Origin of the sequence: Pseudoalteromonas sp. XMcav2-N (genome assembly GCF_024124545.1) — a bacterium.
Classification (GTDB): Bacteria; Pseudomonadota; Gammaproteobacteria; order Enterobacterales; family Alteromonadaceae; genus Pseudoalteromonas.
In genome coordinates, this window is sequence record NZ_JAMXSF010000008.1 from 120,333 (window position 1) to 140,251 (window position 19,919).

A 19,919-nucleotide genomic window follows, 5' to 3' on the forward strand; every position below is an offset into this window, starting at 1 on the left:
GAAAGACCCGCGCGACGCATAGACAACAGCGTTCGCGCAGCCCGACTAGACGTTTATCGAGACAGATCATGACAAGCAAACACAACCCGCAGACTCCCTCTTTGCCAGACAAGACACCGGATATTGCCATCGTCGGCCTGTCTCTGCGTTTTCCGGGCGCCGATAACAAACATCAGTTCTGGCACAACCTCAGTCAAAAAATCAGCAGTATCAGAGAAGTGCCCGTTGAGCGCTGGGACTGGAAAAAATACTACGATCCAAAGCCTGATAAACAGGCGCAAAAGTCTATCAGCAAATGGGGCGGCTTTATTGGTGATATCGCCGGGTTTGATGCCGGCTTTTTTGCCATCTCCCCCAAAGAAGCGCAGAGCATGGATCCCCAGCAGCGCCTGAGTATGGAGCTGGCCTGGGCCTGCTTTGAAGATGCGGGGCTCACGCCATCGCAGTTTAAAAATACTGCCACAGGTGTCTATCTGGGGTGCAGTAATACCGACTATCAGGAGTTTTCTACCGGTAATATTGACCCGCACTTTCTGACCGGCATGTCGACCGGGGTGTTTGCCAACCGCATCTCACACTATTTTAATTTTCAGGGACCCAGTGAAACCGTCGATACCGCCTGCTCTTCGTCTTTAGTGGCCATTCACAAGGCCATAAATGATTTTCGCTCAGGTGAGATCAATGCCGCGCTGGTTGGTGGCGTTAATCTGCTGATCACCAAAAACCGCTATGTCAGCTTTAGTAAGCTGGGCGTGCTGTCACCGCAGGGGCGCTGTAAAACCCTGGATGCCGAGGCCGATGGCTATGTCCGTGGCGAAGGCCTTGGCATGGTGTTGTTGCTGCCGGTAGAGACCGCCAAAGCGCTGAATGCCACCATCTATGGCATCATCAAAGGCAGCGCTGTGGGGCACTCAGGCAAAACCAATACCCTGACCTCACCGAGCCCGTTTTCACAGTCGCGGGTGATCCAGCAAGCCATCGACAATGCCCGGGTTGGCTCTGATCAGATTGGCTTTGTCGAATTACATGGCACCGGCACCGTGCTGGGCGATCCGCTGGAGATCCAGGGTCTGAAACGCGCCTTTCGCGCCAGTAAACAGCAAACGCCCGATGCGCCTTGCTATCTCAGTACCGTGAAAACCAATATCGGCCATTTAGAGTCAGCCGCCGGTATTGCCGGGGTGATCAAAACCTTGCTGGCCTTTGAACATGAGCAGGTGCCGCCGCTGCAAAACTTTGCGACGCTGAATCCGAAAATCTCTCTGGAGAAATCGCCGTTTAAGTTAGCCACCGAATGTATGCCCTGGCCAGGCGAACAGCGCCTTGCCGGCATATCCTCCTTTGGCTTTGCCGGGGTGAACGCCCATGTGATCTTAGAATCACCACAACGCCTCAACCCAGAGCGCCAAGCGTTAGACTCCGCCCTGCCGATCGTGCTGTCGGCCAGAACCCGGACCGCGCTCACGCAGCGCGCCACAGACTTGCTTGCCTACCTTGAATCGGATAACCCGGTTGAGATGCTGGATTTAAGTTATACGCTCACGGTGGGCCGGGAATCGATGAAACACCGGATGGGATTTGCGGCAGACTCGCTGGCTTCTGTCAAAGTGCAACTGAGCAAGTTTGTTTCAGGTGAGGCTGGCGACTGGCACTATAGTAAAGTTGCCGCCACTGCAGAGCACAGCGAAGTCACTCACGAAACACTCGCTGCACGCATAACCGGCTGGGTACAGGGCGATATCATCGACTGGCAAGCCAGCTATAGCAAACTCTGCCCGCAACGCATTAGTCTGCCTGCCTACCCGTTTGAGCATAAGCCTTACTGGCTCGACGCGGAAAACGCTGCGCAGCCCTCACACCTGCACCCGCTGCTGCATCGCAGTATACCGGCGCTGGGTGAGCTGATCTTTGCCAGTGACTTTACAGGCAATGAATACTTTTTACGTGACCATCAGGTGCAGGGCCAGGCTATGCTGCCCGGCGTCTGTACGCTTGAAATGGTCCATGCCGCCATGACTTTGTCGGGCCAGCTGGCGGATAACCAGTCGCTGCGCCTGAGTCAGGTGAACTGGCGCAGACCGGTAACCGTCGACGCGCAAAGCGGCCCGGTTTATTTGTCGCTAAAACAAACCGGTGATCGGGTGACATTTGAGTTATACCGTGAAGCACACGATGCACGCCAGGTGTATGCCAGCGGTCAGGCTGAAGTCACAGAGCACAGCGTCACAACGCGCGCCATCGAAGCACAACCTGACGCCCGCATAGTCGCAGCCACTGAGTTATATCAGCAATTCAGCGCCGCAGGCGTTGACTATGGTCCGGATTTTCAGCGCATCACCACATTATCTGTGGCAGGTCAAAAGGCACAGGGCGAACTAAACCCGGTTATTGCCCCCGACTTTGCCTTTGCCCCCGAGCTACTCGACAGCGCCCTGCATACCCTGCTGGGTTTTTCACAAGATGCCCGCCCGGGGTTGCCCTTTGCACTGGAACAGGCTGAATTACTCACGCCGCTGCCATCGGGTAAAACACTGATAGCCTGTGCAACCCAAACCACCCATGCTGATGCCAGCAGCCAGAAGTTTGATGTAGATATCTGCGATGAACAAGGTGCGGTATATGCGCGTTTGCGTGGTTTTTCGACCCGCTCAATGACACACGATGCCGATGCGACCCAGCTGTTTACGGTACTCCCTGGCTGGCAGCATCTGACAACACTGCCACCTGCTGAAACGACTCACTACCGCTTTGATTATCAGGGGCCGTCATCGCTCAAACCAGCCTGGTGTGCAGACTCGACAGAACCTGCTGATCACCTGTTGTGGGTCGCCAAGGACGAGTACGCAGAGCCACTAAAACTGTTTACTTATCTGAAAGCCCTGATCGAACAAGGTAAAGGCACTGAGCCGCTGGCCATCACTTTACTTACCTTCCAGACACAGCAAGTGTATGGCGAAACCGTCGATGCACACGGCGCCGGGCTGACTGGATTGCTGCAAAGCGTAGCTCAGGAATACCCACGCTGGCATGTGCGCATTGTCGATTTAAGTGCTGAATGCAAAGAAGAGACAAGCCACTGGCAACAGGCGACGCGCTTGCCTGCGGGCTTTTATGCACATCGCAGCGACATTTGGCATACCTTCAGCGCCTGCGAACACACCTACCTGGATTCAGGTGAGTCAGCCTATCGCCAGGATGGCGTCTATCTGGTGCTGGGCGGCGCAGGGGGTCTGGGTCAGGTCTGGAGTGAATGGATAATCCGCCAGCATCAGGCACAAGTTGTCTGGGTTGGTCGTCGCGCGCTAAACGAAGACATAGAGCAGGCCATCGGCCGATTGAGTGAATTGGGCCCTGTACCGCAGTATATTCAGGCCGATGCCTGCGATGAAGCGGCCATGCGAGACGTGATGGACACCATTAAGCAAGATTATGGGCAGCTCCATGGCGTGGTGCATTCCGTATTACACCTGGAAGATCAGAGCCTGGCCAACATGGACGACGCCCAGTTCCTGAGAGCTTATCAGGCCAAACAGGCCAGTGGTGAAACTCTGCTTAGCGTGTGTAAAGACCTGTCGCTCGACTTCGTCCTGCTGTTCTCTTCAATGCAGTCTTTCTCGCCTGCCCCCGGCCAGAGCAACTATGCTGCGGGCTGTCAGTATCTGGACAGTCTGGTCCGCTCGGCCAGTACTGAACTGCCCATCAAGGTGGTTAACTGGGGTTACTGGGGCGACGTTGGCCGGGTCAGCGACCCGTATTATCAGCGTAAAATGCGCCAGGCCGGGATTGGCTCTGTCGACGCGCAATCAGGCATGACGGCACTGGCAAAGTTCATGTCCTCTTCGCTGACGCAGGTGGGCGTCGTGAAAATGACACCAGAGCGGGCACAGGCGGCGCTGGTGCGCAGCAGCTATTCTTCAGAGTGCAGTTATAACGTATTTCAGTCTGAACAAGCAGCTCCTGCGCTGGCACTCGATACCCAACCTGCTGACACCGAGATATTTTATGCGTTGTGCCAGGCACTTACCATTGCAGGCTGGCAGCATCCGGCTGAGCGCACCAAGGTGCTATCAGCCTTGCCGGATTACTTTGAATTATGGTGGCAAGAAACCGCGCGCTACCTGAACGAGGCCGGTTTACTACAAGACGACGAGTTGACTCTGCCCGAGCCACCAGCCAATCTGACCTTACTGGAACAGGATGACTATGCGCTGCTAAACGCGGCGTTGGCGGCACTGCCCGAGATCTTATCCGGCCAGCGTAAAGCCACTGATGTGCTGTTTCCCGGCGGCTCACTGGCGCTGGTTGAATCGGTATATCGGGATAACCCGGTGGCCATGCACGCCAATCAGGCGCTGGTTACTCAGCTTACTCACTATCTGGCAAGTTTAGGTGAGCAGCCCATTAGGATTCTGGAGATTGGTGCAGGCACCGGTGGCACCACGCGCACAGTGCTGCCCGAATTGCGCAATTTTACTGTCACTGAATACGCTTACACCGACTTGTCGCAGGCCTTTTTCAGCCATGCCAAAGCGCAATTTCAGCCAGACTATCCTTTTGTGCAGACCGCCTATTTTGACGTCAGCAAGCCACTTTCTGAGCAACACATTGACTTAGCCAGCTATGACGTGGTGATTGCTACCAATGTGCTGCACGCCACTCCTGACATGCTGAGCACACTAAACAACGCCAAGGCCTGCCTGAAGCGCGGTGGTCTGTTATTAATCAACGAAGTGACTCAGCCATCGCTGTTTACTCAGCTGACCTTTGGCCTGCTCGAAGGTTGGTGGCTGAGCAAAGACACCACTCTGCGCCTGCCAGGCTCTCCTTTATTGTCGCAGCCACGCTGGCAACAGTTACTGAGCAGCAATGGCTTTGCTCTGGCAACCTCTGTCACAGACGCTCAATCACCGCAGCAAGTGCTGTGCGCGCAAAGCAATGGCCATTTGGTGCAGCAACGCTCAAAACCGGCTCAACAAACAACACCAATTTCAAACCACAAGACTGCAATGCAACAACCCGAACAGACACAGGTCAATTCACAGCCGGCAACAGACAGCGCAACCCTGAGCGATTTCGTCGCCCAAACCCTCGCAGGGATCGCCAGCCAGGCGCTGAGCATGACGACGGATGAATTAGACCCGGATGACTCGTTTGCCGATTTCGGCGTGGATTCGATCCTGGCCATCCAGATCCTCGATGAGATCAATGCCCGTTTTGCTCTGAGCCTGCCGCCAACCTTGTTGTTCGACTTTCCGTCCATCACGACGCTGAGCGCGCACATAGTGGCTGAGCACAGCGATAAGGCAATGGCCCTGATGCACAAAGCGCAACCTGCCATGGCGGCTGCGCAACAGGCTACGCCAAAGTCAGTTCAACCCGCTACAGATGAAGTGAAACCGACTCACAAAGCCAGCCATAACAACGCAGACAAAATTGCCATCGTGGGCATGAGCGGTCAGTTTGGTGATGCCAGCAATGTCGACGAGTTCTGGGAGATGCTGAGCAACAAGCGTACCTCGGTGCGTGCGCAGCAGCGCTGGGATCTGAACGACTTATCGCCCGACGCACAAAACTGGTGTCGCTACGCCAGCTTGCTGGATGACATTGCCAGCTTTGACGCGCCGTTTTTCTCCATCACACCGCAAGAAGCAGAGGTGATGGATCCGCAGCAGCGACTGTTTTTACAAGAAGCCTACCGGGCGCTGGAAGACGCCAATATGATCACTCAGGCTGCGGGCAGCAATACCGGGGTTTATCTGGGCTGCGCGCAGGGAGACTATGCCTCGCTGGCACCCCAGGATGCCCCGGCGCAGTTGTTCTGGGGCAATGCCGGTTCAGTGATCCCGGCACGGGTTTCTTATTATCTGAACCTCAAGGGGCCGGCGCTGGCCATAGACACTGCCTGCTCATCGTCACTGGTAGCCATGCACAGTGCCTGTCAGGCGCTGAAAAACGGCGAAATAGACGCGGCACTGGCCGGGGGCGTTGCCACCTTGTGCACCCCGCAATTCTCACAACATGCCGGTAAAGCAGGTATGCTCAGTGCCGATGGCACCTGCTATACCTTTGATGACAGAGCCAATGGCTTTGTGCCGGGTGAAGGTGTCGGTGTGGTGGTGTTAAAACGCCTGAGTGATGCAGAGCGTGATGGCGATCATATTCTTGGGGTTATTTTAGCCTCAGCCACCAATCAGGACGGCACCACCAGCGGGATCACGGCGCCCAGTTCAGTCTCTCAGCAGCAGTTGCATAGCCGTATCTACGAGCAATTTGATATTGCCCCGGACTCTCTGAGCCTGATTGAAGCCCATGGCACCGGGACCAAGCTCGGTGACCCCATTGAATTTCAGGCCCTGACCCGGGCATTTCGTGCAGCGACCCTGCGCAGCCAGTTCTGTGCTCTGGGATCGGTCAAAACCAATATCGGCCACTGCCTGACCGCCGCAGGCGTCGCCGGTGTGATCAAAACCATCCTCGCCATGCAGCACAAAACCATTCCGGCTTCACTGCATTATCAGCAGGGTAACAGCCATATCGACTGGCAGGATACGCCGTTTTACGTCGCCCAGGAAACGCAACCCTGGAGCGTGCCGGATGGCCAGCCACGTCGCGCCGGTATCAGCTCATTTGGTTTCAGTGGTACCAATGCACACCTGATCCTCGAAGAATATCAGCCGACAAAAACCGCAGTGCAAGTCGCCAGCGCACAGCCGGTGATCATCGCACTGTCAGCCAAATCCCCGGAGGTGCTGCGCGACAAAGCCCGTAAACTGGCAGACTGGCTCGCTCAGGCGCAATTGAATGACAGCGCACTTGAGGCCCTGGCTTATACGCTGCAAAGTGCGCGCGAAGCCATGGACTGTCGTATGGCCTTTGTTGCCGACAGCCTGGCCCAGGTGCACACCCAACTGAATGACTTTGCTAACCAACAAGCAGGCACCTATAAACAGGGCAACAGTAAACAAGGCAAAGCCATTCTGGCAGCGCTGGACAAAGACGATTTTAACCGCTGGACGCAAGCCGGTGAGCTGAACAAGTTGCTCGCTTTATGGGTGGTCGGCGCCGAACTCGACTGGTCTGCGTTTTACGCCGCTAAGCCAACCTTACTGCGCCTGCCGACCTATCCGTTTGCCAGCACACCGTACTGGCTTAGCGGGGCACCTAAACTCAAGCAGATGAACCCGCAACCGGTACCGACTGCCATCGCAGAAGACTCGCTGTTGCACCTCATCCCGCAGTGGCAACCGCTGGATGTGACTTCACAGGCAAGCTGGTCTGGCAAACGTCAGGTCATCGCGCTGGCTCCACACAATGACATGCCAGATGCCATTGTGCTGCAAGATACATCGGGTGACACAGCACAGCGTATTGAGGCGCTAACCATCGCCCTGATTGCACACATCAAACAGTTTGCCAGCACCACCGAGCCTTTGCTTATCCAACTGCTCGTGCCTGCGAGTGAACCTCTGCTAATGGCGTTGGCAGGGGTGTTGAAAACCGCCGCACTGGAGCATCACTTACTGAGTGTGCAGCTGATACAAAGCGATACACCTGCACAATCTGCGGCGCACCTTATTCAGGCAAGCCAGCATACCCAGCACACAATGCTGCGTTTTACTCAGGGTCAGTGTGAAGTACAAACGCTGACGCCTCAACATAGCGATGTGCCAGATTTGATGCCGTGGAAAGAAAATGGTCTGTATCTGATCACCGGCGGTCTTGGCCAGCTGGGTCAGTGCTTTGCCAAAGAGATCCTGACTCATACCCGCCATGCTCAGGTTATTATCACAGGTCGACGCACCGCACCTGAGTCGCTCGGGATGCTTGGAGATACAAGCCGAATTCATTATTACCAAACCGATATCAGCACTCAAACCCAGTGTGCTGAGCTGCTTAACCGCATTGGTGCACAGCACGGTGCCCTGACCGGGATTTTGCACAGCGCCGGTGTGATTGACGATCAACTGATTGCGAGCAAAACTCCGCAGGCAGTCCGGTGCGTGCTGGCCCCTAAAGTCTCGGGGGTGATGGCGCTGGATGAGGCCAGCAAAGCAGTACCGCTGGATTTCTTTATCTGCTTTTCGTCTATCGCTGCGTGCTTTGGTAACCCTGGTCAGGCCGATTATGCCACCGCTAATGCTTTCCTGGATGCCTATATGCTCAAGCGCCAGCAATGGGGTGAGCAGGCTCAGCGCCATGGTCTAAGCCTGTCGGTAAACTGGCCGCTGTGGGCACAAGGCGGCATGCAAATGGACGCCATTAAACAAAGTTTGCTGCGCTCGCAGGGCCTTGCCGCCATGCCTGATGAGCTGGGCCTGAAGGCCTTTTACCAGTTGTTTAGCGAGCCCCACACACAACAGTGCTTTTTATACGGTAACCCGGGCAAGCTCACTCGCTGGATAACTCCGCAAGCCAAGGTTGAAGCCCAGACACCCGAAGCACACAACACGGCCACACTGAATGACAACGCATTAATGGACCACCTTAAAGCCGTGGTGGCGCAAGTCAGTAAACTGCCGGTGGAAGAACTCGACAGCGAGCTCGACTTCAGAGACATGGGCTTTGATTCCATTATGCTGATGTCCGTCGTGCAGCAGCTTGAGGCCGATCCTCAGCTTGGCCTGAACGCCCTGCCACCAGCATTGTTATTTGAGGTGAAAACCCTCAACCAGTTGCATGCTTACCTTGTTAAACAGCAACCCAATATCGCCACGGTGCAGGTAACACACGAAAAGCCACTCAGCCAACAAGCGCCATTAGGGCAACTGCCACTATCAAAAGCCCAGCAGGGTCTGTGGCTGCTGCACAAGCAAAACCCGACGCTGTGCAGCTACAATATCCCGCTGGTATTCGAGCTTGCCAGCCTGGATGTTGCCCGTATGCAACAAGCACTGGACAGTCTATGTCAGCGCCACCCGGTGCTGCGCCTGCGTATTCACGAAACGCAAGGCCGACCCACGCAACAGATCCACCCGGACACAATCCGGATTGAGCAAACGTCTCTGGCACCGACCTCTAAAACGGCCCTGACTGACGCAATACAACAGACCATTGCGGTGCCTTTTGATCTGTCAGGCCCACTACTGCGCGCAAGCGCCTGGCAAGTGACGTCGGGCGCTCAGTCACGCCATGTAATGGTAATTGTGCTGCACCATCTGATCATCGATGGGGTCTCTGCCACTCAGCTGTTGTCTCAGTTGTGGCAGGCCTATCATGAAGGCATCCAAGCACCAGCGCCCGACCTGGGCTTTTTCGACTACCTTGACTGGGAGCAGCAGCTGCTGACCAGTCCAAATGCAGACACACTGAAACACTTCTGGCAGCAGTCATTGAACCCTGCGCACGCACCGCTGGCCCTGCCCGGCAAACACGCAACGCAAGTAAACCCGGACGAGCCAAACAGTGCGCGCGTGACGCTCAACTTGCCAGCCAGCACGCAGCAGCAACTCGAGCAGTTTTTAGCCCGTCACAAACTCAGCACCTCAGTGTTTTTCTTAACCGTGTTTCAGGCGTTACTGAGCCGTCTCACTGGTCGCAATGAGCTGATACTGGGTACGCCTGTGATGCAAAGGCCAAAAGCCAGTATGGCGCAGTCGCTGGGCCTGTTTGTAAATCAATTGCCGCTGCCACTGACCCGCAATAGCAGCACAAATTTTGTCATCCAGGCACGGGCGAACCAGACACAACTGGACGCCGTGATCAGTCACAGCGCCCTGCCCTTGTCTGAGCTGCTCAGCGCCGTCAATGCGCCGCGTATACTGGGTGTTCACCCGCTGTTTCAGATAGGCTATGCCTGTCATAATTTTATTCAGGCCGACTGGGTAGAGGGCAATCAGGCGCTACTGGGCGCGCTGTGGCAAGAATTCCAGCAGGATGCTGAGCTGGACCTGAGCCTGGAGGTCACCCCGCTGGGTGGCACCCATCAGCTGGCCTTTAAATTTGCGACCAACGCTTATGAACGTCATACCGTGCAAACCCTGGCAGATAATTATGTGCAACTACTGGAAGATGTGCTGCTTAGCGGTGACTTACCACCCGATGGTCAGCCACAGACACCGAATGTAAAACCCGCTACTTTGGTTGACAGCTTCACCTTACAGGCCGCGCAGCACCCAACCCAGACGGCGGTCTCGTTTGCCGGTGCCACGCTGAGTTATCAGGCACTGGAGCAGCAGGCCAACCAGCTGGCCCATACCTTAATTGCCAAAGGCGCGCGGCCCGGCAGCCGGGTTGCTTTGCTGTTGCGCCCGAGTGTGGAAATGATAGTTGCTATGCTGGCGGTGCTGAAAACCGGCAGTGCCTACGTGCCGGTCGACCCCAACTCGCCAGAGGACAGAGCCCGCTTTATTCTGGCCGATGCCGATCCGGCGCTGGTACTGATGAGCGACGAGCTAACACTGCCTGTCACACATAGCCAGGCGTATCGCCTCAGTGACTGCCTAAAAAGCAGCACTATGGCACCTGTCACTGCCCCGGGGATAGCTCTGGCACCGCAAGCGCTGGCCTATATCATTTATACCTCGGGTTCAACGGGTCAGCCCAAAGGGGTGCTGGTTGAGCATAGCAACATTACCGCTTTACTGAACAACACCCAGCCTGGGTTTGGGTTTAATGCCCAGGATACCTGGTGCCTGTTCCACTCGTTTGCGTTTGATTTCTCCGTATGGGAGATCTGGGGCGCGCTGGCCCATGGCGGCAAACTGGTGATTGTGGATGATGCCTGCAAAAAAGACAGTGCTGCGTTCGCACGCTTTATTCACGATAATCAGGTGAGTATTTTAAATCAGACACCATCGGCGTTTTATCCGCTGATGACGCATTTGCTGGCACACCCCGCGCTGACACGCTCTCTGCGTACCGTGATCTTTGGCGGTGAAGCGCTGGAGCTGAGTAAGCTCACGCCCTGGTTTGAGGCAGCACAGCCGCTACCAAAGCTGGTCAACATGTATGGCATCACAGAGACCACAGTGCATGTCACCGAGATGGAAATTACCCGCGAGCTGGTCGAACAAAACCCGGGCAAGAGCATTATAGGAAAGCCACTGCCCGGCTACCGCCTGTACTTATTGGATGAACAACACAGCCCTGTCGCGGCGGGTCAGCCCGGCGAATTGTATGTCGGAGGCTGCGGCGTCAGCCGAGGTTATCATCAAAGAGCAGTGCTGACCGCAGAGCGCTTTATCCCTAATCCGCTTGCCGGGCAGAGCGAGGATCGCCTCTATCGTACCGGCGACCTGGCACGCCTTAATGCGCAGGGACAGTATGAATATCTGGGCCGCTGCGACGATCAGGTTCAGATCCGTGGACACCGCATAGAGCTTGGCGAAGTACAACACGCCCTGCTGAGCAACCCTGCCATTCAGGATGCCTGCGTGCTGGCTGCCAGCAAACGTCATGGTGACGTGCTGGTGGCTTACCTGGTCGCCCAAATGCCGCTATCCGATGAAGCGATCCGTAGCGAATTGTTAAAGCTTGTGCCCGAGTACATGGTGCCGGCGTACTTTGTCTCAGTGCCCGCGCTACCCCTGACCAATAATGGTAAAGTGGATAAACAGGCGCTGCTCAGCCAGTTGCCGTTTAACTCACACACCGCGCAGGCCGAGCTCTCAGCTTTGGAAGCAAACCTCAGCACACCAGTACCGGAGCGAAACCTACAGGCCGAGGTCTCGGCCGTCTGGTGTGATGTGCTGGACGTGGATCAAGTTGCACCGGATGCGCCCTTTTTCACGGTTGGTGGCGACTCCCTGCTGGCCAATGTACTGGCCACCAAACTGAGCGCCAGATTCAATATCGACCTGCCGCTGACGGAGGTGTTTCAGTACAGCACCATTAACGCCCAGTGCGACTATTTATCGACCAAAGTCACCAGCCCGATTGCAGCGCCTGTACAAACGCCAGAGCCGGTGCGCCCTGCAAAGCCGACAACCACTGATCAGGCCATCGCCATGATAGGTTTGTCTTGTCATTACCCGGACTCCCCCGACGCGCAGATATTCTGGCAAAACCTCATTGAAGGCAAAAACCTGGTGCGCCACAGCCAGCGCGCGGAGTCAGACGCGTCTATGATCTGGCTCGATACCTGGATTGAAGGCCAGGATGCATTCGACCCCAGCTTTTTTAATCTCTCGGAAAAGCAAGCCCGAACCATGAGCTATGCACAGCGCCAACTATTACTGCATGCCTGGAAAGCGGTGGAAGACGCCGGTTATCGCTGTGACCAAATCCCCAATACCGGCGTGTATATTTCCGCCTCAGGCGGCGACCTGACCGATCTCAACCTGCACGATAAGTTCAGCAACGGGGAGTTTGTGCTCAATGCAGAGGACTATGTCGCGTCAACGCTGAATCAGCCAGGTACGCTACCAACCAGCATTTCCTATCATCTGGGTCTGACTGGTCCGAGTCTGTTTGTGCACTCCAATTGCTCTTCATCCCTGAGCGCACTGGCACTGGCCTGCTCGGCGCTTAAAGCCGGTGACATTGACTATGCCATTGTTGGCGCAGCCTGTTTATTCCCGCAGCGCAGCACAGGATACAAAATAGAAAAAGGCCTCAACTTTGCCCCCGATGCGCGCTGCAAAGTCTTTGATGCCCAAGCCGATGGCATGATAGGCGGCAATGGCGTCTCTGTGGTGGTACTCAAACGGGCCGATGAGGCAACCCAGGATAGCGATCACATTTACAGCCTGATTAAGGCGGTGAAAGTGAACAACGATGGCAACAACAAGGCCGGTTTCTTTGCCCCGGGCACGGAAGGCCAGATGCAGGTGATCACCCGGGCACTGCAAAGCGCCGACGTCTCACCGGCGAGTATCAGTTATGTCGAAGCCCATGGCACCGGCACCGCGCTGGGCGACCCCATTGAATTTGCTGCGCTGCAACAGGTTTATCAGCCGCATAGCGAAGAAAAACAATATTGTGGGCTGGGTGCCGTAAAATCGAACCTGGGCCACACAGATACCCTGGCAGGGCTTACCGGACTGGTGAAAACCAGCTTGTCGCTGCACCACAAACTGCTGCCCGGCACCTTGCACTACAGTGAGCCGAATCCACATATGGAGCTGGCTAACTCGCCGTTTTATGTCGTCGACAGCACGCGCTTGTGGGAAACCCCTTTGTTACCAAGACGAGCTGCGGTCAGCTCATTTGGTATTGGCGGCACCAATGCCCATGCCATTTTGGAAGAAGCCCCGGTTGCGCAAACACAGAGTGCGTTAAGCAGCCAACCTTCCATCGTGGTGTTGTCGGCAGCCACACCAGAAGTACTGCAACGTCAGGTGAGCGAGCTGCTGAACTGGCTTGAGCGTACCCTGTGCGATGATGCGCTGAGAGTTAGCCTGGCCTACACCCTGCAAACCGGTCGCCAGGTGATGGCGCATCGCGCAGGCTTTGTGGTGTCCTCTCTGAATGAGCTTAAAACCCAGCTGACGAATTACCTGGCAAGTAGTGAACAAACATCTTTGAACCCAGTTCCCACAGGCACACCGGCCAGCTGGCTTGCTCAGGGCGACTATCAGGCTATTCTGAGCCACTGGCTGGACAGCGGCTTTGAGGACTGGGACTTTATGTATCAGGGTCAGGCAGTCAGCAAACTAAGCCTACCCACTTATCCGTTTGATCTAAAGCCATACACACTCCGCCTGAGCCAGACTCAATCAGAAGAGCTGGTAGCATGCACGCTGAGTGTGCCAAAGTGGCGCCCCCAGCCTGTGATTACAGACAGTGAGACAGCTACGCCCGACAGCACGGCGTCACACTGTGTGGTGCTGTGCGGCCTGCCGGAGTTGGAAGTCGCCGGTGCTATCACCCAGGTGCTTAGCTCAAGCCATTACGCACCGGAGCAGCAAGTCAGTGACTACGGCATTCAGCTGCTCGACATCATACAGTCGCTCGCGAAAACCAGACAGCCGACCTTGCTACAGCTGGTGATAGGCAACACTCAGGCCGAGCCGCTGGCTAACCTCAACAGTTGCCTGCACGGCCTGCTGAAAACCGCCAGCATTGAACACCCTATGCTGCGCACACAGCTGTTGCTGGTAGACCCGACACTGAGTTCAGATACGCTGCACACTCTGCTGACCAATAACCGCAATGCGCCCGACTCCGTCATTGCTTATCAGGGTACAAGCCGCACAGTACTGGGCTATCAGCCAGTGAGCAACGAAAGTTCGCTCAGTGCGTGGCAGCCCGATGGCGTGTATCTGATCACCGGCGGGTTCGGTGGCATTGGTCGTCACTTTATTGCCGAACTTGCCGCTTTGCCGTTTGCCACCACAGTGATAGTCACAGGTCGCCGATCCGCTGATGACGTTCAGGTAGAGACGCAGCTGCGCAACAGTAAGCAAGGTCAGGTGCAACTGGTTTATCGTCAGCTGGACGTGGCTCAGAAGATGAATACCTTGCTGCTGGTGCGCGACATAGTGCGCGAATTTGGTACGCTCCATGGCGTGATCCACGCGGCCGGCATGGTGCAGGATACTTTGCTGTGTAACAAAACCCCGACCTCCTTTGCGCAAGTGCTGGCGCCCAAGATCACAGGCGTGGTGGCGCTGGATGAGGCCACAGCAGATCTGCCGCTGCACTTCTTTGCCTGCTTTGCCGGGCTCAGTGGCGTACAGGGTGCCGCTTCTCAATGCGACTATGCCACGGCCAATGCGTTTCTTGACAGCTATATGCAGCAGCGTCATGCCCAGGTTGCCAGCGGTAAGCGCCATGGCCTGAGCGCCAGTATCGACTGGCCTTTTTGGCAAGACGGCGGTATGCAGCGCAATGCCCAGTTTGCCTATACGGATGCGGCCATGCCCACCAACAGTGGCATAGACGCTTTTTACCGGGCACTGCAACAGCCTCAGACGCTGGTGCAATATACCCCGGCCGACACAAACCATGAGCAAGTCAGTGACTCCGCTAAACCAGCGGCCCAGTTTACCAGTGAAGCCGCGCTGGACGCTGCTCTAACTGAGCAGCTGAGCACTATGGTGGCGGCTTTGCTCGGCGTGCAGCCGGATACACTGGACGGAGATACAGATCTGGGCGAGTTTGGCGCGGATTCCATCGCTTTCATTACCTTTATCAATCAGCTCAACAGCCGCTATCAGCTTGAGCTGTCACCCAGCGTGCTGTTTATGCACTCGACCCTGAACAGTCTCAGAGCCCATATTATCGCCGAGTATGGCGATACGCTGATCGCCACGACTAACGAGACGCAAACAAGCTCAACGGATACAGTAGCAGAACAAGTCCCGGTGAATGCATCATGCGATGAAGCGATTGCCATTGTCGGGATCAGTGCGGCCTTCCCAGAGGCGAGTAACCTCGACGAATTCTGGCACAACCTGAGCACAGGCAAAGATTGTGTGACCCGCCACAGCTGGCCACAACCGCAAGACAGCGAGCTCAGCTGGCCTGGCGAAATTAACTGGCTGGGCCGCCTGCGACGCGACACCGAGTTCGACCCCTTATTCTTCAATATTGCCCCGGCAGAGTGTGAGCGCATTCAGTTGCAGGAAAGCCTGCTGATAATGCATGTCTGGCAGTGTATTGAAAATGCCGGATACGATCCAAAATCGCTGGCAGGCACCAGCACCGGGTTATTTATTGGCTGTCAGTCTGGATATCACGAAGGGCTGATCACCTCCCCGGCATTTGCGCCAAACCGCATGAGCTACTTCCTCGACCTGCACGGCCCGAGCGAAGGGGTAGATACCACCTGTTCATCATCACTGGTGGCCGTACACAAGGCCATAGCGGCGATCCGCATGGGTGAATGTGAGCAGGCTATTGTTGGCGGCGTCAATATCATAGACACCCCGACTGCCTCAATGGCCATGCAGGAGATAGGTGCGCTGTCGCCGGATGGACGATGCAAAACCTTTGCTGCCGATGCCGATGGCATAGTGCGGGGCGAAGGCGTTGGCATGATCATGCTGAAAAAGCGCTCGGCAGCCGAGCGCGATCAGGATGCCATTTACGCCACCTTACTGGGGTCGGCGGTTAACCATGGCGGTAAATCACAGGGCTTTACCGTGCCCAATGCCCGGGCACAAACTCAGTTGCTAGATAAAGCCTGGCGCAACGCCAACATCGACCCGGCCACACTCAGTTATATCGAATGCCATGGCACTGGCACCACACTCGGCGACCCGGTTGAACTGGATGCGCTCAAGGCAGCCTTTAATACACATCAGTGGCCAACCCGCTGTGCGCTGGGTTCAGTGAAAAGCAACATAGGCCATACCGAGATCGCGGCGGGTATCGCCGGGCTTATCAAGGTTGTGCTGCAACTTAAGCATCAGACCCTGGTACCATCGCTCCATGTGCAGGCACTTAACCCCTATCTGGCACTCGAGGATACACCGCTCACGGTACAAACCCAGGCGCAGCTCTGGGAGCACGGCGATACACCACGGCGGGCAGCCGTCAGTGCCTTTGGGATCAGTGGCGTAAATGCCCATGTGGTACTCGAAGAGTATCAGCCGAACACCACTGAGCAACACACAACTTTGCCAGACTCGCCGGCGATGGTGGTGCTCTCGGCCACCAGCAAAGCGGCGCTGGGACAAAAAGTCACTGAGCTTGCCAATCATGTTGCGACTTTGCCAGACACGCCGCAAATACTGGCACAACTGGCCGCGACCCTAGCACAGGGCCGCACCGCGCAGGCGTACAGACTCGGCTGGGTGGTGTCCTCACTGGACGAGCTGCGCACAGCCCTGAGCGAGGCCGTGCCTGATCAGGCTTCCAAGGTCAGCAATAACACCAGCGAGCAGCTAACAGCAGAGCAGTTATTGACACTACACCAAACCCAGGAATATGCCGCCATAATACGCTTGTGGCAATCCGGCAAATTCGCGAGCTGGCAACCGCTTTACCCAACTCCTTTGCCAAAATTGCACCTGCCTGGTACGTCTTTTATCAGCAAAAACGCGGTTGAGGCTGAACAAACAAGTCCCTGGCTACTGCTCGACAACCAATTTCAACCAGCTGCACTGGCTCTGCCAGATGACTGGCAAACGTCACTGACTGCACAGCTGGCACACAGGCATATTTTGCTGGTGTCAGACACGCAGGCGCGGCTTGAAACCCTCAGTAAGCCCCTACACGCAAGTGGCTGTAAGGTGACTTCGCTGTGCTTTGAACAACTGGACAACTCAGCGCTGGATCCAGAAGATCTGCCAGATACCATTTTTGTGCAGGGCTGTGGTTCATTGCTTGAGCCGCAGCAGCAGATCAAACCCCTGTTCGAGCTAATGCAACTGACCGCCCGTTACGACACTCACGCGATGCAGCTGTTTTATACCACTCAGACCGACTCGCAGACTGAAACCCGGGACGACCTGAGTGCTCTGCTGCGTTGCTACAACCTGCGCAATCCGCAGCACAGCTGGACGTTAGTCGAGCAGCTCGATGAGGCTGCTTGTCTGGGCGAATTATTGCTGCGGGAGTTTGCCAGTACCTTACTGAACACAACCGAGCATCAGCCAAATCAGGTGCAATACCGCGATGCTGCGCGCTTTGCGCTACAACTGACGCAACTGCCGGACACAAACGACTCGGCTAAGCCAGAGTATGAAGTACGTCACGGCGGTACTTATCTGATCGCAGGGGCACTGGGCGAACTGGGCATGGCACTGAGCCTGCGCTTACTGGAAGGCTTTGATGCGACCCTCATTTTACTGGGTAGACGCGATGAGCAAGCCGTGCAGCCACAACTGACCCAACTCAGAGAAGTGGGCAATGGTACAGTCCATTACCTGACGTGTGATATTGCCGACGCCAAACAACTGAAACCACTCAGTGACTTACTGAGCGACAAGTCATTGCAGCTCAACGGCGTGTTCCACCTGGGCACCACATACACGGAAGAAGAAAACAGCTGGGCCGACTTTGCCCGCTCAATGCAGGTCAAAGTACAAGGCACGCAGCAGCTGGATGCCCTGTTGAGCAGCTGTGAGCTGGACTTTTTTGTGCTGTTCTCTTCCATGGCCGTGTTTGGCAGCCTGAATCATCTGTCGTATTCGTACGCCAACGGCTTTCAGAATGCCTTTGCCCGGGCCCGAAATCAGCAAGTGGATAAGCAGCAGCGTCATGGTCAGACTCTGGCAATTAACTGGGGCTACTGGCATTCAGATGATCCGCTAAAAAGCATTGAAAACAGCTTTGCCGAGAAAAAGGGCTATCAGCTGATCCAGATGCACAATGCCTTTACACAACTGCCCAAGCTGCTCAGCACCGGACGCAGCACCCTCGCGGCCATTTGCACTTCAGAGCCCGAGCGTATCAAGCATAACACCACGGCACTATTACAGCGTAAACGCCTCCTACAATCCCGCCTTGAACACGGTTCAGAGGCAGTAACTGAGGCGTCTCAGGATATCGCTGGCACTGTGGTGAGCATTGTTGGCCAGGTGCTGGGAATAGCCCCCGATGAGCTGGATCTGAATTGCGATCTGTATGATTATGGCTTCGACTCCATCTCATTGCTGAAAACCTTCCAGCAACTCAAAGCCCGGCTCAATATTGATATTCAGGCCGATGCCTTCAAGAACATGAATACCATTCAGGCACTGATCGACGAAATCGACAAGGCCCATGGCCAGGTTCAGCATGAAGACGACGCATCGTTACCTGAGTTTATTGTCGATGCGGGCATTGACTTGCCGACGCTGCCCGATGAGATAGTGCATGCCTATGAGGGCGACGTCCGTCATGTGCTGCTTACTGGAGCAACGGGCTTTTTAGGCAGTCACCTGCTAGCAGAGCTGCTGGCCACCACCAAAGCAAAAATATACTGCCTGGTGCGCGCCAACAACACAGAGAAAGCCCTCACTCGCATTGCCGATAATGCCAAGCAGTATGCGCTGACTCTGGATCTGGAACGCATCGTGCCTGTCCCGGGAGATATGGAGCAATCCCGGTTAGGCGTATCCGATGAGCACTGGGCACTGCTGTGCCGGGACATCCAGCATGTGGTCCATACAGCCTCGTATGTGAACCATATCCAGCCCTACTTTGCCTTTAAAAAGTCGGTGGCTGGTACTAATGCCCTGCTAACACTGTGCTGCACGGACACGCTGAAGATGATCCATTTTGTCTCCAGCACCACCGCCAGCACCCAGATAAAGGACTCCCACTTCTCAGTAAACCCGCGTGAATCCTTTATTCCAACTGACGAAGCGGCCTTGCTGTGCAGTGGATACGGTCAGTCAAAATGGGTGCAGGAAGAAAACATTCGCCAGGCATCACATATAGGTGTGCCCTACACGGTTTACCGCTTTTCAGAAATCTCGGGCTCATCTAAAACCGGCATTGGTAACACGGATGATGTCTTCCACCGTATCTTGAAAATGATGCTTAGCCTGGAGGTGCGACCGGATGAAAGCCCCTACATGCTCGATATCATTCCGGTTGACCGCGCGGCTACTTGTATTGTTGCAGGCATGAGTGACCCGCAAAAGCGCAACCAGGTCTATCACGTCGCCAACCCCGCGCCACTGAACATCGCAGCCTTTTATGACTTTGCCGCTGAGCGGGGCCTGCGCTTTACACGCACGGATAAAGCGGAGTTCATTCGTGCCTGTGAAGCCTACGCGGTGCAGCGTGAGGGCAAAGATCAGGTCATTATGCAAGGTTTATTGTCATCACGCCCCGGTTACGACGAATACCTGTTTGAAGCCTATTTTATGCCGATGGACCCGTATGATAAGGACAACTTTATTGCGTTGACAGAGCGCTATAATATTACGCTGGGCGACTGGGAGAGTTTGTTTGATACCTATTTTGCACAGTGGCTGGAAGACAAACACTATCGGGAGATCTGGCAGGAGAGTTAAGCAAGTTCTGTGCGGGCTGCTAGCCCGCACTTTAACCACCCCATTGTGACAAAAGTTAAATCAAGCGCGTACAAGCTACAATACTTT

Annotated in this window: 1 protein-coding gene; it reads left to right on the forward strand. The window is 55.5% G+C overall.

Going from position 1 to position 19,919, the window contains the following annotated elements; translation table 11 throughout:
• Positions 1 to 68: 68 nt before the first annotated feature.
• A complete protein-coding gene (locus NH568_RS12355) occupies positions 69 to 19,832 on the forward strand; it encodes a non-ribosomal peptide synthetase (RefSeq protein WP_253047813.1) in 19,764 nt (6,587 codons plus the stop codon).
• Positions 19,833 to 19,919: the final 87 nt, after the last annotated feature.

Excerpts from the sequence above, each read along its gene's own strand:
- NH568_RS12355 (WP_253047813.1), top strand. The coding sequence starts at position 69 with ATGACAAGCAAACACAACCCGCAGACTCCCTCTTTGCCAGACAAGACA.